The sequence below is a fragment of the Streptomyces sp. NPDC055815 genome (assembly GCF_053616475.1).
Genome location: NZ_JBSHDU010000089.1, coordinates 1 through 25,839, shown reverse-complemented (window position 1 = coordinate 25,839; position 25,839 = coordinate 1). Strand labels below are relative to the sequence as shown.

At 70.9% G+C, this 25,839-nt stretch carries 22 protein-coding genes; 3 read left to right on the top strand and 19 right to left on the bottom strand.

Annotated elements, in window-relative coordinates; translation table 11 throughout:
- Positions 1-163: 163 nt before the first annotated feature.
- The 13 genes from ACWGN5_RS35830 to ACWGN5_RS35770 form a co-directional block, all read right to left on the bottom strand.
- On the bottom strand, positions 164-1,006 hold the full coding sequence (locus ACWGN5_RS35830) for a hypothetical protein (protein ID WP_453522596.1): 843 nt from the start codon (positions 1,004-1,006) through the stop codon (positions 164-166).
- Entirely contained in the window at positions 1,006-1,710 is a 705-nt protein-coding gene (locus tag ACWGN5_RS35825; RefSeq protein ID WP_453522595.1) for an SAF domain-containing protein, read from the bottom strand. The genes ACWGN5_RS35830 and ACWGN5_RS35825 overlap by 1 nt, the downstream gene beginning before the upstream one ends.
- A 63-nt stretch (positions 1,711-1,773) precedes the next feature.
- Positions 1,774-2,664, bottom strand: a complete 891-nt coding sequence (locus ACWGN5_RS35820; RefSeq protein ID WP_453522594.1) for an ATP/GTP-binding protein — start codon at positions 2,662-2,664, stop codon at positions 1,774-1,776.
- Positions 2,658-3,254: a hypothetical protein gene (locus ACWGN5_RS35815; RefSeq protein WP_453522593.1), complete on the bottom strand. Its 597-nt coding sequence runs from the start codon at positions 3,252-3,254 to the stop codon at positions 2,658-2,660. Before ACWGN5_RS35815 ends, ACWGN5_RS35820 begins: the two co-directional genes overlap by 7 nt.
- Before the next feature lie 228 nt (positions 3,255-3,482).
- Positions 3,483-4,148, bottom strand: coding sequence for a hypothetical protein (locus ACWGN5_RS35810; RefSeq protein WP_453522592.1), 666 nt, complete (start codon positions 4,146-4,148; stop codon positions 3,483-3,485).
- On the bottom strand, positions 4,145-5,257 hold the full coding sequence (locus ACWGN5_RS35805; RefSeq protein WP_453522591.1) for a C40 family peptidase: 1,113 nt from the start codon (positions 5,255-5,257) through the stop codon (positions 4,145-4,147). Before ACWGN5_RS35805 ends, ACWGN5_RS35810 begins: the two co-directional genes overlap by 4 nt.
- Complete coding sequence (locus tag ACWGN5_RS35800) at positions 5,254-7,665, bottom strand: hypothetical protein (RefSeq protein WP_453522590.1); 2,412 nt, start codon at positions 7,663-7,665, stop codon at positions 5,254-5,256. The genes ACWGN5_RS35805 and ACWGN5_RS35800 overlap by 4 nt, the downstream gene beginning before the upstream one ends.
- A complete protein-coding gene (locus tag ACWGN5_RS35795) occupies positions 7,662-8,027 on the bottom strand; it encodes a hypothetical protein (protein ID WP_453522589.1) in 366 nt (121 codons plus the stop codon). The genes ACWGN5_RS35800 and ACWGN5_RS35795 overlap by 4 nt, the downstream gene beginning before the upstream one ends.
- Entirely contained in the window at positions 8,024-10,624 is a 2,601-nt protein-coding gene (locus tag ACWGN5_RS35790; protein WP_453522588.1) for an ATP-binding protein, read from the bottom strand. The genes ACWGN5_RS35795 and ACWGN5_RS35790 overlap by 4 nt, the downstream gene beginning before the upstream one ends.
- Complete coding sequence (locus tag ACWGN5_RS35785; RefSeq protein ID WP_453522587.1) at positions 10,621-11,154, bottom strand: hypothetical protein; 534 nt, start codon at positions 11,152-11,154, stop codon at positions 10,621-10,623. The genes ACWGN5_RS35790 and ACWGN5_RS35785 overlap by 4 nt, the downstream gene beginning before the upstream one ends.
- Positions 11,151-11,492: a hypothetical protein gene (locus ACWGN5_RS35780; RefSeq protein WP_453522586.1), complete on the bottom strand. Its 342-nt coding sequence runs from the start codon at positions 11,490-11,492 to the stop codon at positions 11,151-11,153. The genes ACWGN5_RS35785 and ACWGN5_RS35780 overlap by 4 nt, the downstream gene beginning before the upstream one ends.
- A gap of 14 nt (positions 11,493-11,506) precedes the next feature.
- On the bottom strand, positions 11,507-12,451 hold the full coding sequence (locus tag ACWGN5_RS35775) for a conjugal transfer protein (RefSeq protein WP_453522585.1): 945 nt from the start codon (positions 12,449-12,451) through the stop codon (positions 11,507-11,509).
- 510 nt (positions 12,452-12,961) lie between these two features.
- Positions 12,962-14,071 (bottom strand): hypothetical protein, encoded by a 1,110-nt coding sequence (locus ACWGN5_RS35770; RefSeq protein WP_453522584.1) that lies wholly within the window; start codon positions 14,069-14,071, stop codon positions 12,962-12,964.
- A 463-nt stretch (positions 14,072-14,534) separates the two neighbouring features.
- Here ACWGN5_RS35770 and ACWGN5_RS35765 point away from each other — a divergent pair, with 463 nt between their 5' ends.
- Positions 14,535-15,218 (top strand): HNH endonuclease family protein, encoded by a 684-nt coding sequence (locus tag ACWGN5_RS35765; RefSeq protein ID WP_453522583.1) that lies wholly within the window; start codon positions 14,535-14,537, stop codon positions 15,216-15,218.
- 72 nt (positions 15,219-15,290) lie between these two features.
- On the opposite strand, the gene ACWGN5_RS35760 is transcribed toward ACWGN5_RS35765, so the two are convergent.
- A complete protein-coding gene (locus tag ACWGN5_RS35760) occupies positions 15,291-17,939 on the bottom strand; it encodes an ATP/GTP-binding protein (RefSeq protein ID WP_453522582.1) in 2,649 nt (882 codons plus the stop codon).
- 174 nt (positions 17,940-18,113) lie between these two features.
- On the opposite strand from ACWGN5_RS35760, the gene ACWGN5_RS35755 reads away from it, so the two are divergent.
- Positions 18,114-18,356 carry a hypothetical protein gene (locus ACWGN5_RS35755; protein WP_453522581.1) on the top strand — a complete coding sequence of 81 codons (243 nt, stop codon included), beginning with the start codon at positions 18,114-18,116 and terminating at the stop codon, positions 18,354-18,356.
- Here ACWGN5_RS35755 and ACWGN5_RS35750 read toward each other — a convergent pair.
- The 4 genes from ACWGN5_RS35750 to ACWGN5_RS35735 form a co-directional block, all read right to left on the bottom strand.
- Positions 18,323-20,146 carry a zeta toxin family protein gene (locus ACWGN5_RS35750; RefSeq protein ID WP_453522580.1) on the bottom strand — a complete coding sequence of 608 codons (1,824 nt, stop codon included), beginning with the start codon at positions 20,144-20,146 and terminating at the stop codon, positions 18,323-18,325. The two genes, ACWGN5_RS35755 and ACWGN5_RS35750, sit on opposite strands and share 34 nt — an antisense overlap.
- A gap of 213 nt (positions 20,147-20,359) precedes the next feature.
- Complete coding sequence (locus ACWGN5_RS35745; RefSeq protein ID WP_453522579.1) at positions 20,360-21,577, bottom strand: hypothetical protein; 1,218 nt, start codon at positions 21,575-21,577, stop codon at positions 20,360-20,362.
- A 536-nt stretch (positions 21,578-22,113) separates the two neighbouring features.
- On the bottom strand, positions 22,114-22,965 hold the full coding sequence (locus ACWGN5_RS35740) for a ParA family protein (protein WP_453522578.1): 852 nt from the start codon (positions 22,963-22,965) through the stop codon (positions 22,114-22,116).
- A gap of 14 nt (positions 22,966-22,979) precedes the next feature.
- On the bottom strand, positions 22,980-24,125 hold the full coding sequence (locus ACWGN5_RS35735) for a ParB/RepB/Spo0J family partition protein (RefSeq protein ID WP_453522577.1): 1,146 nt from the start codon (positions 24,123-24,125) through the stop codon (positions 22,980-22,982).
- A gap of 490 nt (positions 24,126-24,615) precedes the next feature.
- Here ACWGN5_RS35735 and ACWGN5_RS35730 point away from each other — a divergent pair, with 490 nt between their 5' ends.
- Entirely contained in the window at positions 24,616-25,260 is a 645-nt protein-coding gene (locus ACWGN5_RS35730) for a hypothetical protein (protein WP_453522576.1), read from the top strand.
- Between the two features lie 370 nt (positions 25,261-25,630).
- Here ACWGN5_RS35730 and ACWGN5_RS35725 read toward each other — a convergent pair.
- Positions 25,631-25,839: hypothetical protein (locus ACWGN5_RS35725; RefSeq protein ID WP_453522575.1), on the bottom strand; the 209-nt coding region annotated here is incomplete at its 5' end.

The following is a 25,839-nucleotide window of genomic DNA, read 5'->3' as shown; positions in this document are numbered from 1 at the left end:
CACCGCGCCCCCCGCACCAGGCAGCGAGGCGGGTGCGGGCGCGTATCCGGAAGCGGGCCTGCCGTACGCCGGTGCGGCAGGCTGACGGACCGCGCGGCGCGGATCGTGAGCAGGAGCGGGGACTGGGGGCTGGGGAACTGGGGCGGAGGCGGGGTAGACGGGGTCAGCTCGCACCGGGCACTCCCTTCAGCAGGCGTTGCTGGAGCGGGGAGGTGAGGCGTGCGCGGCGGGTGGCGACGTGCTGGCGGATCGGGGTGGTGGCGTCGCGGGCGGCGTTCATCAGCTTCGACGTCATGAACCGGGAACCCTCCGGGGCGCCGTCGGACAGGACGGCCGCCTCCTCTGGCCGGTACGGCAGGGTCGCCACGACCCGCACGCCCAGCTCGGCCTCGACTTCCCGGGGCCCGTAGGAGCCCTGGCGGATGAGCACCAGGCCGAGAGCGCCGGAGCCGCGGCCGGAGTCGCCGTCCAGCATGGTGCGCAGGGTCTGAATACGGGTGGCGGCGGCGTGGACGCTGCGGACGGTGCCGCGCAGGACCAGCAGGACGGTGTCGGCGCGAAGCGCGAGGACGCCGGCCTGGCCGAAGGCGCCGGAGCGGCCGAGGTCGACCAGGACGTCGTGCCCGTGTTCTTCGATGCCGGCGAACAGGTCCGCCAGCTGCCCCCATACGGGGGTGAGGCTGGGGGCCTGGTCGGGGGAGGTCAGGCCGGGCAGCAGCAGCCGGTTACGTTCGCTGCGCTTCTCGTCGTTCTCCAGCGCAATCAACTGCGGCCAGAACGCAGTCACCAGATCCTGCGTCCGTGAGGAGAGCGCGAGGTTCCGCAGGCCCCGGTCTGCCTGGATCTGACCCTGGAGCGCTCCGGCGAGGACGGCGCCGCCGTCCGGGTCGCACTCAGCCAGCACCAGGCGCCGGCCCTCCTCCAGCGGCCACGTGCGCAGCAGCGCGAGCGCCGTGCTCGTGACGCCAGGGGCACCGGGCAGGCCGGTCAGGGCGATGACGGCCATCAGGATCCCCCGGGGGCATCGACAACGAGGGCGACGTCACCGGTCGCCGCCTGCGCGGCGAGCGCCGGGCCGAACTGAGAGGGCACGGCGACATCGACGACGGTGTCGCCGGTGGTGGCCTGCTTCTCCCCCACCTTCACGATCCGCGCGGCGATCTGCACCGGCTCCTTCTGCTTGCCGTCCTCACCGGCCCCGGTCTGCCCTTCCGAGGGGGTGGCCACGACCAGGACCTTGTCTCCCGGGGACAGGCGGGTCGCGGGCATCTGCGACGTCTTCAGCCCGATACCCACCAGTCGCTCCCCCGCCTTCACCAGTGTCCGCGTGGTCGCCTGTCCCTGGGTGAGGAGGGAGCCGGGGGTGAGGGCGACGGCGGCCCGTTTGCCGACGACCTTGTCCCGCTCGGCCGCGAGCACGGGCTTGAGAGCGGGATCGAGCTGGACCTGCGCCTCGATCAGGTCGGCGTCCTTGATGACGTCACCGGCCTGCACCGCGTGGGCGACCGCTAGGACCGGGGTCCGCTCCCCCGTCGCCTGGAACGCCAGAAACCCGCCGCTGCCACCGGCCGCGATCAGCGCGACGGCGAGCGCATACATGCCCGGGCGCCGACGGCGGGCCCTGAACCCGGCCGCGGCACCAGGAATCTGCGGGGGCACCGGCTGCGCGGGTACCTGGCCCGCGGCCGGGGAAACGGCGGTCTTGCTCACGGTCTTTCGCCTCTCCTGAGTGAAACGACGCGACGTGCGGAGGGAAATAGAGGGGGTGGGGTGTCAGCTGCCGACGGCCTGGAGCTCGCCGACCCGGATGTCGACCGTGCTCTGCCGGGTCTGGGTCAGCCGCCCGGACTGCCCGGTCGTGGCCTGCCAGTCGATCGCCCACGTCGAGGTCGCCACCACGTGGTACGAACCGGCCGTGGAGGGCTGCGTGTAGCGGTGACCGCAGTCAGGGGACGGGCGCTTGCCGTAGGAGGGCTTGTAGGGGGTGCCGGCGGTGGTGCAGGTGACGGTCTTCCCGTCTCCCATCTGCCACACGATCCGCTGCACCTTCGCCGTCGCCGTGACCGTGATCCCACCCGCCGACGCGGAGGCGGTGTTCGGCCCGTACGTCTCCGGCCCCTGCTCCGTCCACATGTAGACGGGCATTCCGACCAGGCCCATGCCGCCCGGCTTCGGCACGATGCCGATGTCGGGACCGCGCAGGGTCATCTGGTCGGCGGCCTGCTGGGCCAGGACGGCAGGGTCGACGGCAGGGACCACCGGGCCACCGGGGCCGCTGACGAATGTCTCGGTGATCATGGTGGAGGATCCGTCGGCCATGAAGTAGCGGCAGGTCCGGACGTACAGGACGGCGCCCTTGGCGGGGTCCTGTCCCTCCCAGACCTCGCTGCCAGCGGCCGGTTGCGGATCGACCTTCTTCGCCGGCGTGCACTCGGGCGGCTTGGGCTTCGGCCCCTTGTCGTCACTCTCTCCTCCCCCGCCGCTGCCGCCTGAGGTGCCGCCGCCCGACCCGGGCACGACGACCTCCACATCGCAGACGAACGCACCACACTCGGCGCCGCCCTTACCCCCTGGGGGGTCGGCGTAGGCCGGGATCGCGGTGAGAACGGCTGCTCCGAGGGCGAGAACAGCGGTGGACGCGGCGACACGCCGCGGGGTCAGCACTTCTTCCCCTGCGGCTCGTCACGGATGACGACCCAGCCCTGTGGCCACTTCTCGACCGTCGCCTTGATGACGTACTTCAGCAGCCGGTCCTTGGGGAGACTAGTCGCCGGTTCGCCGGTCTTGGTGCGGGTCACCGTCCAGCGAGAGATGTCCAGGCAACTGGAGACAACGACGTTGGGGACCTTCCGGTCGAGGTCCGTGCTGACTGCAGTCGGGTTGAGCACCGTGACATCGCCGAGGATGACCAGGTTCCTCCGGTGCATGTCCGCAGCGTCGTTCTCGACCTTGAGCAGCGCGTCCACGGCGGCGTACTTCTTCAGATCGCCAGCCTTGTCGGTCTTGTCTGCGTAGCGCTTCTCCACCTCCTTCCAGTGGGAGAGGTAGGTGGCAATCGCTTCTTTCTTCGCAGTCTCGGCCGGGTCCTCGGGCGTTTTGCTCGGTTCAGGGGCTGTGGTGGTGGCCGCGGCCGTGGTGGTGGCGGGCGACTTCGGCGAGGCCGGTTCATTGCTGGTACAGCCGACCGCGAGAACGGCGGTCGCGCACGCCAATGTGATTTTCCGCCACTCTTGCCGGTTGAACGTGCGGGTCATTCTCGCCTCCCGTGGCATATGCGGGTGTTTGCCCTCACCTGCGCGAAGTGCGTTCCGGGGTAGTGATGTGGCCGCAGGATATGCGCCATACATTACGCAATGCCACGGCCAACTACACAGCCGGTTAGGGGACTTGACAGACTTTCGGCAATCGCGGCCGGAATCATTCGAAAAATGGGTCGCCGGATTCGGCAGGAAGCCCGTGGAATACCGAGGTACCGGCTCAGGTCATCGGACGGGTTCCCACTCGTTGTGGTGAAGCTCCAGCAGTACATGGGCGGTCCGCCCGTCCCGGAACTCTCCCGCCGCGTCCGCGCCGGCCCACACCAGGCGGACCTCGGCGCGGCCGGCGGGCTGGCCTGCCTGGTGCGCGATGGCTGCCTGGACCCGTACGTCGTGGTAGGGGGCGCGCAGGTCGTTGCCGTTGAAGTAGGCGGGCCAGGTGGCGCGGCCGGTGCCGGTGGTCTCGGCGATCCAGACCCGGGTGGCGAGGCGGGCGAGGTGGCGTGCGGTCGTGGGTGGGAGGTCGGTGGGGGTGGAGCGGTCGAGGAGGCGCTGGATGGCGTAGTCGCCGGCCGGTCCGTCGCCGGAGACCGGCCGGTCGCTCGGGACGATCCGGGTGCTCGCGGTGGGGCGGACGGCCGTTATGGGGGTGTCAGGGGTCCGGTCCGGTGCGGCTGTGCCGTCCGCGTCGTGCGGTCCGGCCGCCGGGCGGGCGGGGGTGGTGGCGGGGTGAGTGGTCGGGGTCGCGGTGCGTACGGCGGCGGATCGGGTGCCGTCCTGGCCGGGGTGGGGTGTGGTGCCGGCGCCGTTGAGGAGGACGACGGCACCTGCAATCAGGAGGGCCAGGCCGAGGAGGAGGGAGTGGCGGTAGGGGGCGGGGTGGGTGGTCACAACAGGCGGGCCCCTCCGGCGTAGCCGTCGTCCCACAGAGCCTCGGAGCGCACCTGGGTGCCGGGGCGGGGGGCGTTGATCATCTGTCCGTTTCCGAGGTAGATGGCGACGTGGTGGATGGTGGAGTCGCGGGTGGGGTCGAAGGCGAAGAAGACGAGGTCGCCGGGGCGCAGTGCCTGGATTCCGGCGGAGGCGGGGATGCGGCGTCCTTCGCCGGCCTGTTCGGCGGCGGTGCGGGGCAGGTTGATGCCAGCCTGGGCGTAGGCGTAGAGGGTGAGTCCGGAGCAGTCGAAGCCGCGGATGTGTACTCCGCTTTTTCCGCTGGGTGAGCAGCAGATGCCGGTGCTGGGGCCCTTCGCGTTGCCTCCGCCCCAGGAGTAGGGGATGCCGGTCTGGGCGAGGGCGGTGTTGATGACGGTGCGGGCGTTGCCGGTGGCGTGCTGTCCGATGGGGATGGTGCCGGTGGCCAGCTGGCTGTAGCGGTCGATCCAGCCCAGGACGTCGTTCACGTAGGCGGTGGAGTGGTTGTACTGGAAGATCGCGGCGCGGAGCTGGGTGCGGTCGTCGAGGTTGCGGCCGTTGCCGCAGAGGTAGACGGCGGCGCCGAGTGCCGCGTCGTCGGCGTTGTGCGGGTCGGTGACCTGGTCGTCGTTGGCGTCGCGGCCGGAGCCGTTCCAGGTGGAAGGCAGGAACTGGAAGGGTCCGACGGCTCGTTCGCTGGTGGCGGTGCCGTCCCAGCGCCCGCCGTCGGTGTCGGGGAAGGCGGTGTGGTTGCCTCCGGCGCCGGAGCCGTCGAGGACCGGGCCGAGGATCCGCGGGGTGATGTCGCCGCGGGCGGTGATGGTGCGGCCGGAGGCGTGGTTGGACTCGATGCGGGCGATGCCGGCGAGTACGGGCCAGCGCATGCCCTTGCAGGACGGCACCTCGCGCGGGAGGCGGGTTGCGGCGTTCTGGTAGGCGGCGAGCATCCGCTGCGGGATCCCTGCGACCTGGCCCACGGTCTGAAGGGCGGGAGCGGGCGCCGGTCGTGCGGTCACCATGATGATGATGAGGACCGGGGTGGAGAGCGCAGCCAGGAGGAAGGCACCGCATCCGAGTCGGCGCTTCACTCCCCGCCCCCCGCATCATGCTCGCGCCAGAGTTCACGCCAGGTACGCAGCGAGATGTCGCCCGGGATCGGTGTGTCGGCAGTGGGGGTACGGGTGCTGGGCATCCCGGCTTCGGGCCGACGGGCACGGCGGGTGCGGGGCGGCTTGGTCGAGGTGGCCCGGTAGGAGCGTCGCTCGGTACGGGGCTGGTGTCGGCTGTCGCGGTCGTGGCGCGGTGCGAACGCGGCGGCTGTGTCGTCGGCCCAGCGTCCGCCGACGCGCTGGTAGTGGGCGCGCTGGCGGCCGAGTTCGGTGTTCAGATCCCGCGACATCTCGTCGCCGAAGCTGCGCAGGCGGGTCCAGGTGGCGGGCAGGCCGACGGTGGAGTAGAACGCGGCCTTCGAGGTGCCGACCAGGACCCGGCCGGCCCGGGTGCGGCGGAGCGAAGCTTCCAGGCGGCTCCCGGCCGGGACGAGCGGTGGGCGGCCCGTCCCTTCCGTCTCGGGCGCGGACGGCGCCGAGGCGGCGCGGCCGGGTGCGGCGGTGGGCGCGGCGGCTGCGGCACGGTCCTTGCCGGGGGTACGGGTGCTGTGCGGCAGAACCAGTCCGTCGGGGCCGACCGGTTCGGGCTGGACCGGGGGCCGCTTCGGGCCAATGAGCGCGGTGTGTGCGGCGCGCAGACCGAGCGCGAGCGGCGCGAGGGCGTGTCGGCCTTCTGCGACAGCCGCGGCGACGAGCATGCCGCCGGGCCCACCGGTCCCTTCGGTGAGGGCGCCGAGGGTGCTGTTGCGTCCGGCGCGGCTGAGCAGGGAGGTGTGTGCCGGGGAGCCGGCGGCGCCGCTGTAGCCGAGGGAGGAGAAGGCGGCGGCGGTCGAGGCGGCGTTCTCGTTCATGGTGTGGCTGCCGCCGATGCGGGAGAACCGCATGCGGCTGGCGAAGGTCTGTCCGGTCCGGTGGGCGCTGCGCTTCATCAGCCGGTGGGCGACCAGCGCGGCGGCGGCGACGCCGTCGAGGAGGAAGAGGCGTTCCAGCAGCGGCGTGCTGGTGTCGGCGAGGAGGGCTCGGGCGATGAGGCCGAAGAGAGGGATGGCGATGGCGACGCCGAGGAGGGTGAGCATGCAGGCGGCCAGTGATCCCAGCCACCGCCACAGGACGGCGCGGTTGGGGCCGGGCAGCAGGGCCCAGGTGAAGACGATGCCGTTGCCGAGCGCGGCGATCACGCAGCCGATCTGGGCGGCGATCAGGGCCATGGCCATGGCCAGGACGAGGAGGAAGATGACGATCGCGGCGATCAGTACGAGGGCCGCGCCGATCACCCGGTCCCAGGATCCGCGGCCCATGTAGGCGGTGACGGCCTTGCCTTCGTCGCCGAGGTTGTCGAATTTGCCCGTGGCGTCCTGGCCGCCGCGCAGGCAGACCTCCTTGGCGGGGCCCTTGACGCGGTTGCAGGGACTGTCGGGATCGGGCTTGTCGGTGGTTTTGGTGACGATGCTCTGGTGGACGGGGTAGAGCGGGCTGTCCTTCTCGATGGTCCGCCCGTACTGCAGGAGCATGTAGGGCTGGACGACGAGGGTGTCGGTGAGGGTGCGGGTGATCGGCTGCGATACCGCGGCGGCGGTCGGGGGGCGTTCGTTACTCAGGCAGGTGTCGCGGGCCGGTCCGGTGACCGTGTCGCACTGTTTCGTAGGGCCTGTCGCACTTGAGGGCGGCGAGGGCTTCGTCTTCGCCTGGTTGCGCAGGCACGTCTCCTTCGCGGGTCCAGTGACCAGGGCGCACGGGCCGGTGTCGCGGGCCGCTGGGGTGCTGCCGGCGTTGGTGGTGATGGTCGCGGCCTCCAGGGCTGCGCGCTGGGTCTGCTGGACGGGCCCGTCGTAGCCGAGCAGGACGGTGGGGCGTACGACGGTGGTGGCGGCGAGTGCGGAGATGAGGAGGGTCAGGAGGATCTCGCCGGTGCCGCGGGCGACGCGGCCACGCATGGCGAGGACCAGGCCGAAGACGAACGCCCAGGTGATGAACAGGCCTGCCAGGCCGAGGGGGCCGAGGATGTTCGTCTCGTAGGCGTCGGAGATCTTCTGTGCGGGGCCGGTGAGCTTGTCGAGGACGGGGAACTTGTAGGCCCAGTCGATCAGCCAGCAGGCGAGACCGGTGACGGTACGGGCGGCGGCGAAGAGGCCGGAGGCCAGCATCATCTGGACGGCTTCGAGCGTGCCGCCTCCGTCCACCGTGCCGGGCAGCGGGACGCTTTGGGTCGGGTCTCCGTTGACCAGGTCGTAGTGGTCCAGGGGCGCGCCCTCGGAGGTACGGACGTTCAACGGGTCCAGCAGCCCGCCTCCGGGGTCGGCGGCGAACGCGGTGCCCGCGCCGGCTGCCGATAGCAGGAGGGTCAGGCCCACGACGATGGCGGTCTGGCGGCAGCGCCGGGTGGTCATCGCGTCGCCTTCCCGCGGCGGCGGACCGCGACAGTTCCAAGGGCGGCGACCGGGACCAGGAAGAGGAGCGCAGTAAAGCTGACGTGCCGGTCTGCCGGCTCGGAGGCCTGGGCGTTGCCTCGCAGGCAGTACTCCCGTGCGGGGCCGACGATCCGCGCGCACACGTCCGCGTCGCGGGCCTCGGCGGGTTCGGTGTGGGAGGTGGGGCTGGTGGCGAAGGCGTCGGCGGTGTGCGGCCACCAGCCACTGGGCGCTGCTGTGGTCACGAGGATCAGCGCGGCCACGAGCCCGGCGCACGCCACCAGGCCGGCGAGCAGCGCGCCGACGCGCTGGGCGAGGGGGCGGGTGAAGGTGTCGCTCATCGCGGGCTCCCGGCGGTTGCGGCGGACGGGGTCGAGGTGGTGTCGGAGGGGGTGGTGAAGATGCCGCTGGTGATGCGCTCCAGGTCGGGGACGAGGACCTTGAAGCGGCCGATGCTCATGCGGGGGTCGCGGGCGAGGAACTCACCGGCCCGCTCCTTCTTGCCGAACGGGGACAGGTCGGTGGTGACCATGCGCAGGAGTTCCTCATCCGTGCCGTCCAGGCCCAACCACTGAAGGCCTCGGGCGGCGAGGACGGGGTCGGCGGTGCGGGCGAGGAACCGGTAGGCGAGCAGGCCGCGGGTGGTGGAGGTGCCGAGTTCCTCGACGTCGTGGCAGCCCAGCCCAACGCCGGCGCCGTGCTTGCGGCCGTCGTAGACGATCTCGGCGATCAGGGCCTGGCCCTCGGCGGAGGAGGTGAGCCAGTACGCCTCATCCAGGGGCAGGAGGGTGAAGCGGGGGTCGGTGAACGCGGTCTCGCGGGCGATCGCGGCGATCAGGTAGAGCACGGCGCGGCCGATGAGCGCCTCCAGGGGCTGGGCGCGCATGAGGTCGGGGTTGGTCGCGGCCTCGCGGGGCGGGAGGGTCAGGCCGGTGGTGGTGATGACGACGAAGTCGGAAGCGACGTCGCCGGCCAGGTCGAGGGGTGGGAGGGCGGGGTCGAAGACGGCCGCGGCGAGCGGCTCCTCGGCCGCGACTCGGAGCCATTCGACGAGCGCGGCCGCCCGCTGGCCCCGGGCGCTGTCCTCCAGGGCCATCTCCTCCAGGGCGTACAGGACGAGGGACATCGACGGATAGGGGGCGGCGGCGGCCTGCTTGACCGCCGCTTTCAGCAGGGCGCCGTGCTCGGTCATCGCCCCGACGCCGAGCTGCACAGTCAGGTAGGACAGGGCGTATCGGGCGCCGACGGCCGGATCGGTGAACACCCGCAGGGGGTCGATCGACATGTCGGCGGTGGCGGCGTCGACGACCTGGCAGCGGCCCGGGGCAGCGGAGCGGGCGAAGCGGGCCCACTCGCGGGACTTGGTGCGATCGATGGCGATCGCCCGGCCGCCGCGGTCGACGACCGATCCCGTGATCAGCTTGAGCAGGGTTGACTTGCCGCCGCCGAGGTCGCCGGCGAGCGCGAAGGAGGCGGAGGCGTTGCGGACGGGGGCGTCGGCGATGTCGAGCAGGGTCGGGGAGACGGTGCCGCTGTCCTGAGAGAAGCCGACCATGGCCCCGGTCGGGTCGCCGAACGTCTGCCCGGTGAACGCGCCGTGCATCGCCCAGTCCTCACCCAGCTGATGCTGGACGTACTGGCGGGTCGCGGGCGGCGTGGCCGCGCCGGGCAGGCCGAGGGTGAACAGCTGCTCCTGGCCGCCGATGGGACGGACCAGGCGGTAGTTCGCGCCCCGCAGCCGGGCCTGCAGCGCACCGGCCCGCCTGTCACACTCGGCCGGGCCGGTGCCCCACACGGTCATCACGGTGACCGCCTGGACCTCGACCTCGACGCTCGTACGCGACGCGCGGGCGCCCAGGTCGCCCAGGTCGTCGGCCGCGTCGTGGATGTCTTCGGGCAGGCCCGTCGCACGCCGGGCCGCGTACTGGTCGGCCTGGTCGACCAGGTCGCGCTTCTTCTTCGTGACCGCGGCAAGCACCTTCTCGGCCGGGACGAGAGTCATGTCGACGACCCAGTCCACGCCGAACGGCATCCGGTCGAGTTCGGCAAGGAAGTCGCCACCAGCGGCGGTGAAGTGACGGGGCATCTCCGCAAGCGCCAGGTGCGCCTGGTAGGAAGTGCCGGCTTCGGAGTCGACCTGGAGCCACCGGCGCCCGACCAGCAGGCCGGCCCGCCGCGTGCGGCTGCCGCCGCTCCCCCGGGCGGTCTCGTCGCCGGTGTGGTGGCCGTCGCCGCCTTCCAGGAGCCGTACCTGCCCGAGGTCGGCGTGCGATGGCGCCCTCAGCTGCCCTCGTACGAACCGGCTGCCCCGCATCGGTGACTTCTCGGCCTGGCCGAGGAGTTCGCCCTCCAGGCCGCGGGCGACGGCGTGCTGGTGCATCCACACGATCTCCGCCGGCAGCGCCCGGCGCAGCTCCAGGCCGCCGTCAAGCTCCGCCTCCAGCTGTTCAACACGCTCCTTGCAGGCAGCGGCCTCGCGGGCCGTGACCGGCGCGGGGGCGAGGCCGAGCATGCCCGACAGCTCCGCCCACGCCGCCGCGAACGTGACCGTCCACTCCGCCTTCGCCCCGGCCGGCTCGATGGGGACGGCAAGCCACAGGGTCCGGCGGTGCATCTCCACCGGGGAGTCGAAGTCGTCACCCGCCAGCAGTCGCAGCCGCTCCTGGGCGACCTCCGCCCACGCCTCGTGGCGTCGGTAGTCGACGCCCTCGACGGTCTTCGCGACGACCTCGGCCGGATCCATCCGGGCACACAGCCCGTACAGGCGGGCGGCCCCGGGCAGGGTGCGGACCAGGGTGGTGACCCGGGAGGCGAGCTCGTCGCGGGTGCGGTCGTCCATGTAGCGGGATCCCGCCGGGGTGACTGACCAGATCGCCCAGGCGGTGCCGGTGGTGGACCACACGACGTTGTCGATGATGTGGCGGATGGGGAGCTTCATCGCGCAGCTGCCTTCGATCGGTCATGCAGCATCTGCTGCAGCGGGGTGGGGGCCGGGCCCCCGCCCCGGGACGAAGACCGAGGGCGGGGACAGGGAGAGGTGTGGAGCGTGGCCGCGGGACCGGTCGCTGCGGGCGCCGGGGCGCGGGTGTGCTCGATCAGGAACGTGCCGGTGAGCGATCGGGGCCTGGGGACGCGTGCGGTGCGGCCGCCGATCCGGCCGGTGGAGGGCTGGAACGCCCGCTGCAGGACGCCGTAGGCGATCCACAGCGGGGCCCGGCCCGCGATCCGTTGGGCGCGGGCCGCCCACACCGCGAACGCGAGCGCGACGACCGGGATCGGCCCGAGCGGCCCCGCCCACCACGAGAAGGTCTTGATGAGCAGGAACGTCCCCGTCGCGGCGATGATCAGCTGGGGCGCGTTGTAGGGGCCGAGCCACAGGACGAAGTCGCCGATCTTGCCGAGCACCCACGGGTGGGTACGGGCCCGGGTGTAGGTGCGGCCGACCCGGGCCGAGACGGTGCCGCTCATACCGGGCGCTCGCTGTCGCCGGCCTGTCCGTCAGATCCGGCGTGGACTCGGCCCGTGGGGGCGGGCGCGGACTGGGAGGAGCCGAGGCTGGTCAACTCCTCCTTGAAGGCGTTGGACAGCTCGGTACGGGAGTTGTAGATACCCAGGCAGACCACCAGGCCGAGGAGGGCTCCGATGCCGGCCTTCAGGCTCATCTTCCGGACGACGGTGATGACGACGGCGCCGAGGATGAACAGCTTCAGCGCGCGCTCGGCCCAGGTCTCCCCCATGCCGAACAGGTGGTTGCCGATGTCCTCGAACGCGGCGGCCATCACGACGGTGTTGTCGATGGTGTTCATGAAAGGTCTCTCTTTCAGGAGGCGGGGGTCCGGCCCGGCGCAGCCGGGGCGGTGGAACGGGACGAGGAAGAGGCAACGGAGGGCACGGGCGGCTTCGTCGGATCGCTGGACGGCACGCCGAGGCCAGAGTCGAGCGAGGCGACCTCCCAGCGGCCGGCGCGGGCCGTCAGGGACAGCGCGTACGACAGCGGCCACCTGCGGCCCGCGCTGTCGGTCGCGGTCACCTCGGCACGGACACGGGCAGTGGCGCCGTCCCTGCTGCGCTCCTGGCCGTCTGTGCGGCGGTCGGCCAGGAGCTGGTCGACCTCGACCGCGATGTAGCCGCCGGCCTCGGGGCGGGGCATGGTCACTCCGGGGGCGAGGTAGCGGTCCGCCCCGCCTTCCGCACCCAGGAACGCGGTCAGGAACCCCGTCACGCTGTCGGCGAGCGGCCCGTCCTCGACGGAGCTGACGTACGGAGAGGCGGGCATCTGCCCGGCGGCCGGACCGGCGACCTCCATCGGCGCTCCGGCCGCGGCGAAGCCCATGGCATCGGACTGGCCGGGCTCCTGGAGGATGACGGGGATCGTGAAGTACCGCAGCCCGGTGGCGCTCCCGTGCTCGGGCGTCTCAGCGGCCTGTGTGAACTGGGCGGCGACGGTGACGGCCCAGCCGGCGTTCTGTCGAACGGTCCGCACTGCGGCGAGCCGCTCGACGGCCACCGCCCGCCGCCCCCATTCCGGGATCCGTACCGATGGCGCGAGCACCCGTAGCTGCCGGGCCGCCGCGCCGTTTACGTCCGAGCCGGCGTCCAGCCACAGGTCAAGGACGAGCTCGGCGTACCCGGCCGGGCCGCTCTCGCCGGCGGTCTCCGGCTGGACGGTCCGGGTCACGGTCGCGGGCCGCTCGGCGGCGGTCGGGGCAGGGCGGCCGCAGCTCGCGAGGAGCGCGACGGGCCCGGCAGCGAGCGCCGCCCACACACCGAATCGGGTCAGAGCCGCACGCCGGACACGCAGTACGGAGGTCTTCCGGACTGTCCGGCCGCCGGCTGGGGCAGAGGGTGCACGCCGGTCGCGGTGCAGCGGGGAGGGGGGCATCGGTGGCTCCTCGAAGAGCTCGTCGGGGTCGATGCCCCACTCTTCGACGGCGTGCTCACCGTGCCGCTGACCACCCAGGCCACCCGGCTGTCACAACGCCATAACTCCTCATGGTCAGTAGCGTGGTAAGTAGCCGCTGACCTGCTGGTAAGCGTGGTGGTGTGTCCGCACTGGCGGCCTCGGGTCTGCTTACCACGGCAGGTCAGGGCACACACCCGCTGAGCCCCGGGCGCTCGCAACGAGACGTTCAAGGCATCGTCAGAACACCGGTCCCGCGCACGTGCGGAACGCGGGACCGGCTCGTGGGCACACCCGTCCTGAGGGGCGTCCTACCAACCACCGTACGAAGCACAGAAGGACGTCGCGCGATCTGATACCCCGTTGGGTTCAGGCTCAGGCAACCTGTTCTTCGCCCGCTGCCGGATTGGCCGTGACCGGGTGGGATGAATCAGTCTCCTGGACCGCGAGAGCGGTAGGCGCGGGGGTTGCCGCGGCGCGGTTGGGGCGCCAGGCGGTGGTGAAGGGGAACTCGTTGTCCACCCAGAGCACGCCAGCCAGCTCAGGAGGCATGGTCCAGCGCGGCGGGTTGAACGGATCGACCTCGACCGGGTGGTGGATGAACGAGTCACCGAAGTTGAACTGCACGCTGAGCGTGGCGACGCCCTGGAGCAGGTCGTCGAAGTGCTGGAGCTGGAGACCGGTGAACTTGTCGGCACCGGCCGCCACGATCAGCGGGAGTCCGGCCTCCTGGGCGAGCGCACGGTACTTGCTGACCTTCTTTTCGATCCCGGCGGTGACCGGCTGCGCGGAGACGACACCGGCCATGTTGCTCGGGGGGACGAGGATCGTACTCATCCCCGGGGGCCGCATGGCCTGACCCGTACGCGGGTCGGCCCTCAACAGAAAGGTGTAGCCCTCGCTCCGGAAGACGGCCTGATGCACAAGAGGGGAGAGCAGCGCCCGGCGCAGATCCTGAGCGATCTTCTTCGAGGTGCGCGCGTCAGGGGTGTCGAGCGGGCGTGAGGAGTCACCACCCACAGTCAGGACGACAGGGACCGGTATCTGCTTGAGGCGCTCGACCAGTCCGTGCCACGCGCTGATCTTCGCTGTCGTCCCCTTCTGGGGACTGTGGGCGAGGACTTCAACCAGGGCGACCGGCTCCCCCTTCTCACCGACGACGGTCCAGTCCGGTGTCAGCGTGCCCCACTGCCGCTCGAACTCCACGCTGAAGCCTCGCCGCCGCAGAGCCGCGCCGGCGGCGAGCTCGATGAAGTCGGGCCAGAAGTTCTGGTCGCGCCACAGGTTGGCGGCGAAGGTGTCTGCAGCGGCCTCGGGCAGGAGGGCAAGCTGCTCGTCCAGCCAGATCCGCCAGGGCTCGTACTCGTCGAGCACCGCCAGGTCATAGGAGAGCATCCGATTCTCCGGCGGGCGCTTGCCGTAGCGGTGGCGCTGTTCGGCGACGAACTGGGGGCCGAAGCGCCGAAGGGACTGTTCCGTCTTCATGGACCCGGATTCTCCGGCTTCCCATCGCCGCGCGCACCGAGATTGAAGGTCCTGCGCAGACGCCACCCACCGTATCTATACGAGAACTGGGGCGGGTCAGTCGGTGACGTCCGCCTCGCCGGGCGCGCGACCGCCGGCGCCGAGGGTGCGGCGCGGGGCCCGCCACCGGCGCGGAACGGGGTTCGAACAGGCCACGGCCGCGCAGCTCGTCGAGGTTCGGGAACCGACTGCCCGGAATCAATTCGTGGAGGTCGGCCTCGGCAGCGACGACGCGGTCGGGGTTCTCCGGCCCGGGGCCCAGTGTGCGGCGTTCGTTCACGATGCTCATCGTATGGGGTCACTTCCCGCGGATGGCATGGCTGGCCGCAGTGGGACGCTTCTTCGGTGAACGGGCTCGCCCGCCTGGGCGAGACTTGAGGCGATCGCCGGACAAAGAGCAGGCCAGGCCGCTATCCATGCCTTCGTGATCAAGAACATGGTTCGCGGCCTCGCCGCGCTCTCCCTCGCCCTGACCCCCCTCGCCGTACCCCACGCCGCGCTCGCCGCGCCCGCGGCACCGGCCGCCGCCGAAGTCCTGATGCTGAGCGAGGCGGTGGGGCAGATCCCCGTCGCCGACGAGAGCAGGGAGGGATACGAGCGGACGAAGTTCAAGCACTGGAACGCGGGCCTGGACCTCGGGGACGGCTGTAACACGCGAGCCGAGGTGTTGTTGGCTGAGGCGATCGAGGCCCCGACGGTCGGTGCGGGCTGCAAGCTGTCCGGCGGCCTGTGGCGCTCGTACTACGACGAGCAGCTCATCGACGACCCGACGAAGCTCGACATCGACCACATGGTGCCGCTCGCTGAGGCCTGGGACTCTGGGGCCTCGAACTGGGATGCGAAGCGTCGTGAGGCGTACGCGAACGATCAGGGCACCTCGACCTCGCTCGTCGCGGTCAGTGCCCGGTCGAACCGTCAGAAGGCCGACCAGGAACCGGCCGAGTGGATGCCGCCGTCCCCCGAGGCGACGTGCCGCTACCTCTCCGAATGGGTGGGCACGAAGCTGCGCTGGGGTCTGTCCGCGGACCAGGGCGAGGCCGACGCCCTGAAGGTGTACGCGACCGGCCCGTGCGAGAACGCGGTCGTCCACTACACCCTCGCCCCCTGACGAACGGGGCCCCGCTGGCCAGCGGTCGGCGGGGCCCCGGGCGGGCGTGACTCCAGGGCGCGCGATGGCGGGCTACCGCGTGGTGCGCAGCAGTTCGCGGCGAGCGGTGACCAGGGCCCGCCACCGGCCACGGGTCGCTGCTTCGCTGTCCAGCCAGCGCGGCGGGGTGTGGTCATCGGGCAACGGCAGGTCGGCCATGAAGTGCGCGATGTCGATGTAGTAGGCGAACGTGCCGGTGCTGGTCCGTTCGCGGAGCCGGGCGATGGTGGCGTTCAGCGCCTCGTGGTTGCCCTGGACGGCCTGGTGGAAGGCGACGGCGATGTCGAGGGTGGGCGTCATGGAGGTGAGGCCAGCGTCGTCGAGTTCGCTGCGCAGGGCGCGGACGCGGTCGTCGAGGGTGGGGTTGCCGGCGTCGCGGATGAGGGAGGCGATGGCGGCGTTGATCGTGGTGGCCCGCAGGTCGAGGTTGGCGAGGAGCTGCTGGGCAAGGTCGAGTTCGTCGTCCGCCTTGCCGGGGTCGGTGAAGGCGACCGCGACGACTCGCATGGCCTGATTGTGGGCGGCTTCGCCGGCCTTGGCGTGCTGTTCGGCTTCGAGGCGCCCGGCCAGGTACGCCTCGGCGGCGCGTTCGGGTTCGCCCTGGACCCAGTAGAGGTCGCCGAGGACGCGCTGGTGGCGGCCCTCCCACCCGAGCTGCTGGGCGGCGGCGAGGGAGGTGGGGAAGTCGCCGGCGAGGCGGGCGGCCTGGGCCAGTCCGCGGCGGGCGGCTGCGGCCAGGCGGCCTCCGTGGTCGGCGACCTGCTGGTAGCCGCGGCGTGAGTCCTCGTCGCGTCCGATGTCGCGCAGTGCCTTGGCCCGGTAGTAGATCGGCATCTCCTGCAGTTCGGCGGGCAGCAGGCCGGAGTCGATGACGGCGGTGAGCCGCTGGACGGTGCGGGCGCGGTGTTCGCGCTGGCGGCGGGCCAGGGCGCTGAGGGTTTCGACGAGCGCGTCGGCCGGGGTGGACAGCTCGGTGCCGTGGTGGCCGTGGGCTGGTGGGTCGAGCGGTTCCCACACGGAGTCGCCGATGTAGGAGAACGCGGCGTCGGTGAGCCAGCCGAGTTCGGCGAGATTGAAGTCACGGGCCAGGCGCAGGCCCTGGCGCAGAACGCCGATCAGGACCGTGCGGTCCCGGCGCGGACCGTGGGCCCATTCCTGGCCCAGCGCCGTCAGCGCGCGGGTGGCGGCGCGGTGCCAGTCCTGTTCGGACCAGCGGTCGTCGGTGTGGTCCTCGGCGTTGCGGATCGCGGAGCGGACGACCTGGTGGAGGTGGAAGGGCCACAGCCCCGTCTGGTCTTCGCGGATGAAGGGCCGCTCGGTCAGCCGCAGGGCCGCCGCATCGTGGGTGAGGCCGGCGACCTGGGTGGCCAGGGAGACGGAGAAGGCGTCCAGCAGCGACACCGAGCGCAGTACGTGGCGTTCGTCGCTGGTCAGGTCGCTGAGGGTGCGGGAGATGAGGGCGGGGAAGTCGCCGAAGTCGTCTGGTTGTGGGACGCGTCCGCTGCGCCGTATCTCCAGGAAGCGCATGACGGCCAGGTCGAGGTAGAGGGGCAGGCCGTAGGAGCGGTCGGTGATGGCGGCGCGCAGGTCGGGCCCGATCAGGGGCTGCCCGCCTGTGGCCAGGCGGCGGGCGAGGTGGTCGTCGCAGTCGGCGGGTGAGAAGTCGCCGACCAGGATCTGCCGTACGGGGCCGTGGTGGGCGCGGGCGCCGGGCACATGGCCGGCCAGGCCGGGCCAGGCGGTGGGTCCGGTCCAGTCGAGCTGTCCGTGCAGGCCGTCCTCGGCCCACTGCAGACGGTCACGTCCGGTGATGACGAAGAACGCGTTGGGCATCAGCCACACGATGCGCTGCAGCAGCCGTTCGAAGTCGCGGTGGGTGCGGGTCCCGACTTCTTCGAAGCTGTCGAAGAGGACGACCGGGGTGACGCGCTGGTCGGCGGGAAGCTGGTGCAGGTCCCAGGCGAGCAGGTGGGCAGCGAAGCTCAGAGTCTCCAGGTCGGGTTCGGCCTCCAGGATGTCGGCCAGGCGGGCGCAGCCGGCCAGTGCGCGTACGGTCTGGCGCCGCTCGCGCAGGGCGCCGACCAGGGCGGTGGTGAGATGGCCGACGGCGCCTCCGACGGTGCCGGGCATGGCGAGGGCCTGGGCGACGTCGGAGAGTGAGGACTGCAGCTGGCTCGGCAGATTGACCGCGTTACTGAAGCGGCTGAACAGCCCTCCGCGCCGCAGGTACTCCTCCAGCGGCTCGCCCGGGTGGTTGCGTTCCCAGTGGCGGCGCAGGGCAAGGTCGAAGGCGGGCATGGGCCGTCCGAGGGAGGCGACGGCCAGGCGGATCGACAGCACGACTCGCTCGAAGTCGATGCCGGTGGAGCGGGCCAGGTCGATGCGTACGGGGAGCAGTTTCTCGATCGGCCACGCGGGCGCGGTCCACTGCGCCGGTCGTCCTTCGGAGTGGGCGAGCGATGCCTCGATCTTGCGGGAGAACGTCGACTTCCCGATCCCGCCGACCCCGTGGGCGACCAGGACGTTGTGCCGCGGACTGGCGAAGTCCTCGACGTCGAACGTGGGGCTGGCGACGCGGTGAAGGTGATCGGTGAGGGCGGCCACGACGGCCTGCCACTGAGCCTGACGGTTCGTGAACGCTTCCTCGGCCGCCACCGACCGGTCATTCGCTCCGAACAGCATCCGCAGATCCCGCGCCACGACACCCCCAAGAGAAGATCAACATCGACAGCAACCTACGTGCACCGACCCTGCCGCACGGTGGCTTTCGGCAACACCGGCCGCCCGGCCGCATGGTCTCAGCCAGGGACAATGACGCCCCACCACCAGATCGATACCCAGCGGAAGGACACCACCTTGTCTGAGCCCATCACTCCCGAGGAAGTCGAGCAGCAGGTGCAGGAGGTCAACTCCTGGTACGCCGAGCAGCTCATGGCCGAACGACGCGCCGGCACTCCCGACCCCGAGCGGCTGAAGGTCTTGAAGGAGGGCCTGGCGGCCTGCGCCGCCGACCGCCAGGCCCTCCAGGATGCCGATGCGGAGGAGGTCGCCGAGATCGCGGCCCGTTACGCGGCCCGTGTGAAGGAACTGCGGGAGTAGCGCAGGACGGGAAGCGGCGCGGTGGGGATCGTGGACGCCAGCGCGCGTGGCTGCAAGCCGGCGGGCATCAACGGCCAGGCCAGCGCGGCGATCTCGACCAGCTCGCGGTGGTACTGAGGCAGCTCGCCCTGCACCTGTCGAAGCAGCGCCCAGAACGGGCCCGCCTCGGCCGCGGTATAGGGGCGCTGCTGCTCCGCCGCGACCACGTCCCCGCCCCTCGGCGGTTTCGCCCAGGCGCCGTCTGCAAGGCGCGCGTTGCGGTACACCGCGGTCAGGTCGCGGCGGATGACGGCGACGGAGTCGACGAGGTCCGGCACCTGCTCGGCCGCGCGGACCACGTCCGCGAGCAGGGCGAACGTGCGGTCGTGCGCGGCGGCCTGGGTGAAGCGGGGGGTGCCGCCGATGCGGGCCACGCCCGCGCACCGGGCCGCGATCCCCAGTCGGCTGTCGGCGGCCCGCATCCCCAGCACGATCAGTTCCACGCGGCGCCCCGCCGCATGGTCCCGCCGTGCCCCGTCGAGGAAGTGGGCAATGTTGTCCGGGGCGATCTCGATCAGCAGGTCGCCCCGGCACTCGCGCACATACTGCTCGGCCTTGTGCTGCCAGGACCGATAGTCGGGACGGATCCGGGCCGACGCCGTACGCGGGTCCTCCTCCAGGAGCCGGCGGTAGTCGGGGTGCATCGACTTGAACAGACCTCCCTCGATCCGGACGGGCCGGCGGGCGCGCAGTACGCGGCGCAGCGTGCGGGCCGTGTAGGACTTCCCCGCGCCCTGCGGGCCCATCACGTACAGCGTCACCGGCTGCTCGTGCGCCGTGATGCCGCTCAGGTACATCGGCACGATCAGCTCGTCGAAGACGAAGCGGTGCTCGTCGGCGGAGAGCCGGTGGTAGTCGACCCCGGGCGGCACCGCGAGCGGCTGGGCGATGCGGCGCACCGGCTCGGCGAGCGCGGCGGCCCGCTCCAGACCGGCGGCCACCGTGAGCCGCCGTTCCGGCGTGCTCACCGCGGGGTGCAGTTGCTGTTCCAGGGCGGTCACCTGACGCCTGAACCGCCAGGTCTCCGGTGCCGTCCACGGCCGTGCCCGGGCCGCCTGCAGCGCCTGGTGCGCGCCGACGGTCGGGGCCGGGCCGGTCAGCTGGTTGTCGTAGAGCACCTGAAGGTCGCGCCGTACCACCATCACCCGGTCGGCGAGCCGCTCACGCTCGATGGTCTCCAGCGACTCGGGTAGGCGGCGCACGCACTGGTCGTGGTTGTCCCAGGACACGTACCGGCCTGCGCCGTCCTCGGCAACCTGGGCCATGTAGCGCTCCAGCACGCTCAGCTGTGTCACGGCCTCCGCCTCGGCAACCACGACCACCTCGACGCGGTATCCCGCGTCCCGGTAGGCGCGGGCCTGCTCGGGGTCGACGACAGGGGCTTCGACCAGCGCGTCGAACCGCCGCGTGCGTACGTACTCCTCGACCTCCGTTTGCCACCGCAGCACGTCCGGTCGTACCCGCACGCCCGCGGTGCGGTCGTCGCTGTGCAGGAGACGCCGGTAGGCGGGGTGGGCGGACTTGTAGAGGTCTCGGCCGATCAGCACCGCGCCGCCCCGCCGGTCGAGCATCGCCTTGAGCACCTGGCACGCGATGGACTTTCCGCTGCCGGGAGGTCCGCCGACCAGCACGGCCACGGGCTGCTCCTGTGGGACGGCGTCCTTGGTCCAGGCGGGGAGGATGTACGACGCCAGGATCTCCTCGTGCTCGTGCTCGGACAGCCTGACCGGAACGACGTCCGCGTCCTTCACCGCACTTCCCCTCCTGTTGGTGGGCCCGCCGGGGCGGTCCGTATCCTGGTGGGCGGGCGTCCGCAGCCAGCTCCAATGGCTGCGGGCGCCCTTCCTATGTGGCCGGGTCGCGTCAGCGGGCGATCACGGCATTGTCCCGGTCGCTGTGGACCAGGTCGACGACCAGTCGCCGGCTGGTGAACCCGCGTGCGGCGTCGGCCAGCCCGTACGCGGTTACTCCGTCCCCTTGCCCTGGTCCTCGGTGGTGTCCAGAGAGGAGCGGATGGTGCCGACGGCGGTGTGGGAGAGGCCAGAGGCGCGGCCGAGGGCGGAGTCGGTGTCCTCCTCTCCCCAGGCCAGGACGCGGGTGACCAGCACGGTGCGGCGCTTGCGGGCGGGCTTGAGATGGTTTTCCAGGGCCCCGATCTGGTCGCGCAGTTCGGCGAGCTGGGTGCGGATGGCGGTGCGGCGGTCGGTGCGGAGTGTGTGGGCCCACTGGTCGGCGGCGAGGAGCTTGACGCCCTGCGCGGCGGCGTCGCGTTCGGCCCGACGGGCTACGGCGGCGAGTTCGGCGTCGGTGCTGTCGTCGGCGATGTGGAGGGCGTGGTGGGCGGCGCCGTCCCAGCGGGCGGCGTCCATCGGGGTGAGGCCGGCGGCCTGGTCGCGGCGGTAGGCGTGGAGCCAGGCACGGGCACCGTGGACCCGGACGTCCATCACCGGGCGGCCGTCCCTGTCGGAGAGCGGGGCGCCGGTGAGGCTCATCTCGATCAGCCGCTTCAGGACCTCGGAGTCGGGGTTGTCCTTGTACAGCTGGTACAGCCGGCCTTCCAGCGCGACGGCGGCGTCCTGAAGCTGTTGGTCGGTGGACTCCGCCCAGGACCTGTTGATCAGGTCGGGGAAGGCGGCCAGCACGGGGGCAGCGTCGACCGCGTAGCAGTGGCGGAGGTACGGGAAGTCGTGCTCGGTGCCGCGGTACGGGTAGCGGTTGAGGAGGTGCTCGGCGGACCGGCAGGCGTCGTAGGCGCGGGCCGTCCAGTCCCGGCCGGTCGTCCCGGGCACGGGCAGCAGGTTGTCCGCGATCTCTTGCGCCAGCGGCCGGACCTCCTCCAAGACCGAGTTGATCCGGTCCGCTCGGGCCAGGTCGAGCGACGTGTTCAGACGGATGACGCCGATCTGGAGGACGGCCGGGGCGACGCCGTTGCGGGTGTGCTGGTAGGTGACGAACTCGCCGGGCACCTCGTCGCCGGGGGCACCCTCGGCGACGGGGTAGACCGAGAGGTCACGCTGATCGGTGTCGAGGACGAAGGCGACGCCGGCGCGGTAGCCGGTGAGTTCCCGCTCACCGCGCGGGTTGTCGGGGTCGACGGCGGCGTCGTCGCGCTTCCAGTCGGCCGGCGGGGCCCAGTTCGCGGGCAGTGGGCGGATCGCGATTGCGGTGGTCGTGGTGGTCACCAGTGTCTTCCTTCCGGGTTCACCAGGGCCCTCATCACCCTGCAAGTGGTTTCAGATTGGCCGTCAACCTCCGTATTCTGCAAGTACTTTCAGAATTCTAAAGCAGTTTCGGCTGGTTCTGGTGCCCTCGGCGACGGAATTTCGCCTGCCTCACCGAGCGACCGCGAGGCTGACGCCCCAGCAGGCAGCAAAGGGCGCCGGCGGTCCTCTGCTGCGACTGCCAACGCCATCTGCTGTACGCCACGCTTGCAAACACGCCGGTCGGGTCAGCCCACCGGTTGAGCGGAAAGGCCCGGACGGCGGCCCGGACGCCGAGACAGGGCAGGCGGCATCCGCGCGGCGGCGGCAGATCTGCGCTCTGCCCAACCTCACCCGCCGCCCGGCGGAGCCGACAGGGGACAGCTCCATGACCCACAGGACCGGCTCGGCCAGGATCCGCCGCACCAGAGGGTGGGACTCCCCCGGTATCCGACACACATAAAGGACCGGCCTCGCGCATCCTTCGCGCGAGGCCGGGTTCTTTACGGCGTAAAGAGTCAGCGGTACAGCTTCATCTTCTTGCCGATCTTGGTGTAGGCAACAGCCGCATCGGACTTGGGGTTGTAGAGCGTGATCGGAAGGGATGCGGAGTACGCCTCGGGGACCTTGACATCGGTGCGGACGGTGGGCTCCACGACGAGGCCGCCGTACGCGTCCCGGACCTGCTTCTCGATGTCTCGGTAGACCTTGCCCTGAGAGTCGCTGGTGACGCCTTCCCCTATGACGACCCAGTCGAGTCCGTTCCGCATGCCCATGAAACCGAAGGAGGCGTACAGCACGGCGATCTTGTCTTCGAGCTCGGTCAGTCCACGGGCTTCCTTCAGCTGGGACTTGGTGCAGCCGATGATCTCATCGCCGGCAATGAGCGCGCCCTGGGTTCCGAGGTCCAGGTTCCCGGGGCAGTCCAGGAGGACGATGTCGAAGCGTCCTCGCAGCTGGGGAATCAGCCGGAAGAGCCAAAGCTCCCTCGCGGTCTCGCCCGCAAGCCTGGTCGACAAGCTGTCGAGCTTGCCGGACTCCAGCACAAGCCAGAGGCCCGGGATCGGCTCTCGGGTCCTGCTGTTCCGTGCGGGAACGATCGCCTCGGCCAGGGTGCAAACACCATCGATGACATCGTTGAGCGTGGGCAGCTCTTCATCGCTGTCTGGGTTGTCGTAGCCGAGGAGTCGCGAAAGGTCCCGCTGGCGGTCCAGCCCGATGACGCAGATCTTCTTGCCCCGCATGGCGGCGGTGTGGCCAAGCGCTGCGGCGAGGGTGCTCTTTCCGGAGCCGGCCGACCCGCTGGCTAGCGTCAGGACGCGGGTCTTGCGGCCGGTGTCTTCGGGCAGGGCGTGGAGGTCGGTGGTCACGTGTCTCTCCGGATCTACGCCGTCGGGGCAAGCTGGAAGTCGGCGTGCGAGGCCAGCCACTCCTCGTACGCGCGGGCGTGGGCGGCGTCCCTCCCGTTGGCACGGGTCATGTGGAGTTCGCAGTGGGCGAGCGCGAGTGCGAGTGCGGCCTGCTGCTGACGCTCGGTGCCTTCATCTCCCGCGAGGGCAGACAGGTTCAGAGCCGAGGCGTCTGCGCCAGCCTCGGTAAGCCAGTGCGCGGCGAGCGCGATCGCCTCGTCGGGCGCGGCAGGAGACTGGAGCGCGATGATCTGGGCGCGGGCCAAGTCGCCGGCTGCGGCCGCGACGACGGTAGCGCAGGCCTCTCGGCGTGCCTTGGCCTGGGCGTCGAGCTCGGTCGCCGCGTTCGACCCGCCTTGGGCTGGAACTCGGTTCCGACTCTTCTTGGTTTCGCGCCCCTTCTTCTCACCCTCGGGGCTGGCAGCACGCTCGACGGCGAGGCGCCGTTCGTCGTCCCAGGCCTTGAGCTGCCGGTCACGGTCCTTGATCTTGCCGAGCTCTCGGGCCAGTTCGATCGTCATACCCTCAGCCCGGGACTCCAGGGCCTCACGGACTTCCGGCTGTAGGTGGTGGAGCCGCCTGCGCTGGGACACCCACCCGGCAGTCTTGCCCAGTTGTTGGGCCACCGCCTCGTAGGTGCCGAGCTCCACCTTCAGGTCCTCGATCGTGGCGAGTTCTTCCAGGGGCTTGAGTTCCTCCCGGGCGAGGTTCTCGGTGGCTGCGGCAATGAGGATGTCCCGGCGGGTCTTCGCCTTGGTGTTCACCAGGACCGGCAGCGCCTTGAGGCCTGCGACGTGTGCTGCGGCGAGGCGCCGGTTGCCTCCGATGACGACGTAGCGGGCGGCACCGATCTCGGCTTCGCCCTCGGGGAACGCAGCCCGGAAGGTCACCGCAGGGACAACGACGCACGGCTGCAGAAGACCGACGGTCTCGAACGTGTCCGCAAGGCCTTGAATTTCCTCAAGTTCCGCTCGCGCGTTGCGGGGATTGTGCGCGAGCTCGGCAAGGGCCACCTCCGGACTACCACCAGAACCAGCCGCGGCCTGCTCGGCTGCCCGCTCGGCTTCAAGCCGTCGCCGCCGCTCCGCGACGGAGAGTTGTTCGTTCTGCGCGCCGGCCATTCGCCGCTCCTGGTGTTGCTGGTGTTCGGATCTCGCGCATGGAGCTTAACGACCGAGGCCTCGTTTGAGGCACACCGCATGCTTTACGCCGTAAAGAAGCTCGGTGACTTGATGCTCCCGCCGTCCTCTTTACGCCGTAAAGAGGACGGAGCGGGCCAATGACCGACCGGTGTCAACGCCTCCCCGCTGTCCCGTCTCAGTGAGTGCGGGGCAGTCTCAGTGCTTCTGAGGTATCGGCCCTTCGTACCCCAGAAGCTCTGAGACAGGGCGGGTCACCACGCGCCGCCCAGGGCCCGTGCGAGGTGCCTCAGCGCGGCTGAGACAACTGTCCCTTCGGCGTTTCAGCCGATTCGGAGCACGCAGCACGACGCCGTCCTTAACGTAGAACCCCCCGGTGGCGGGGACGGCGACGATCTGGCTCAGCTGTTCTCCGGTTCAGTTGGCAGGAAGCCCGCTCACGCGGCCCAAGTTGGTTCGGCAAGATGTGCCGGTGGATGTGTTCAGGAAGTACTTCGAGGACAACCCTGAGATCTTCACCGGCCTCGTAGCAGTCCTCGCTCTAATCGGCGCCCTCCTCGGCAGCGTGATCGGGGCGAAGATTCAGGCGAACGGTGGCCGGGACCAGGCGGCGGCGGCCCGTGAAGCGGCACGGATCGCAGCCGAGGCCCAACGTGTAGCCGCCTTGTGGACCGTCCGGCAGGTCCAGATCGCGGAGTTCGTCCGGAGTGTCCGCGAGCTGATGCAGCTGTACGGACGCCTCTACACCGAGAACGATGCGGGTCTTTACGGCCAGGTGACGGCCGCCTATCAGGCGGTGACTTTGAGGAAGGCCGAGATTGACCTCATCGCGTCCGGGGATGTTGCGGCTGCGGCCGACGCAGTGCTGCGCAGCGCCGATACTTTTGTGGGGGAAGCTCGGCACGGTGGACTCATGGCACGCCTTGAAATGACCGCGTTGCGTAGCACAGGGGTCCCGGGCATCACCGGACCATGGCCCCTGCAGAGACACGCTGACGCCCAGGTTCTTAATGACGCTCTGGCGGCTTTCATCGAGGCCGCACGCGCATTGCTGAAGTCCGAGGAAGACGTGGCGCCGACAGTGCCGCAGCGCCGCCGATGGTGGCGGGCGGCGTGAACACCGCTGCTACCCCTTCAGCCAGGCGTGGGCGAGGGCGATGAACTGCCAGTCGCCGCGGAAGCTCTCGTAGTGCCAGCTGCAAGGGCATTCCGCGATGTAGACCCATCTGTCCCGTCTCAGTCAGCCGGGGCAGCCTGCTTCTGAGGTATCGGCCCTTCGTACCCTGAGACAACTGCCCCTTCGGCGTCTCAGCCGATTCGAAGCACTGCTGGTCGAGGCGTTGCCGTACCCCGAGAGGATTGAGACAGGACACCCGCCGTCTCTGGAGCGATGAAGAGCAGTTGCGACGCAGGTACTGGACCTCTCCCGAACAGCCCGAAGGACGGCACCCCGGGCGGGTGCCGTCCTTCGGGTAGACGTCGTGAGGTCAGCCGGTGTAGCCACCGGCGATCAGCTCGGCGGCGGCATCGCGGCGCCGCCCGGCAAGGGAAGTGGAGATGCCGCCCAGCGCCTCCTGGACCCTCTCCAGGGAGACGGCGTATGACGGCGGCCATGACAAGCTCCCCATAGGCGGCCATTTACCGCCCCACTGATGGCCACGGGATTCCCCGCGTACGGCCAGATTTCTCCCCGCTC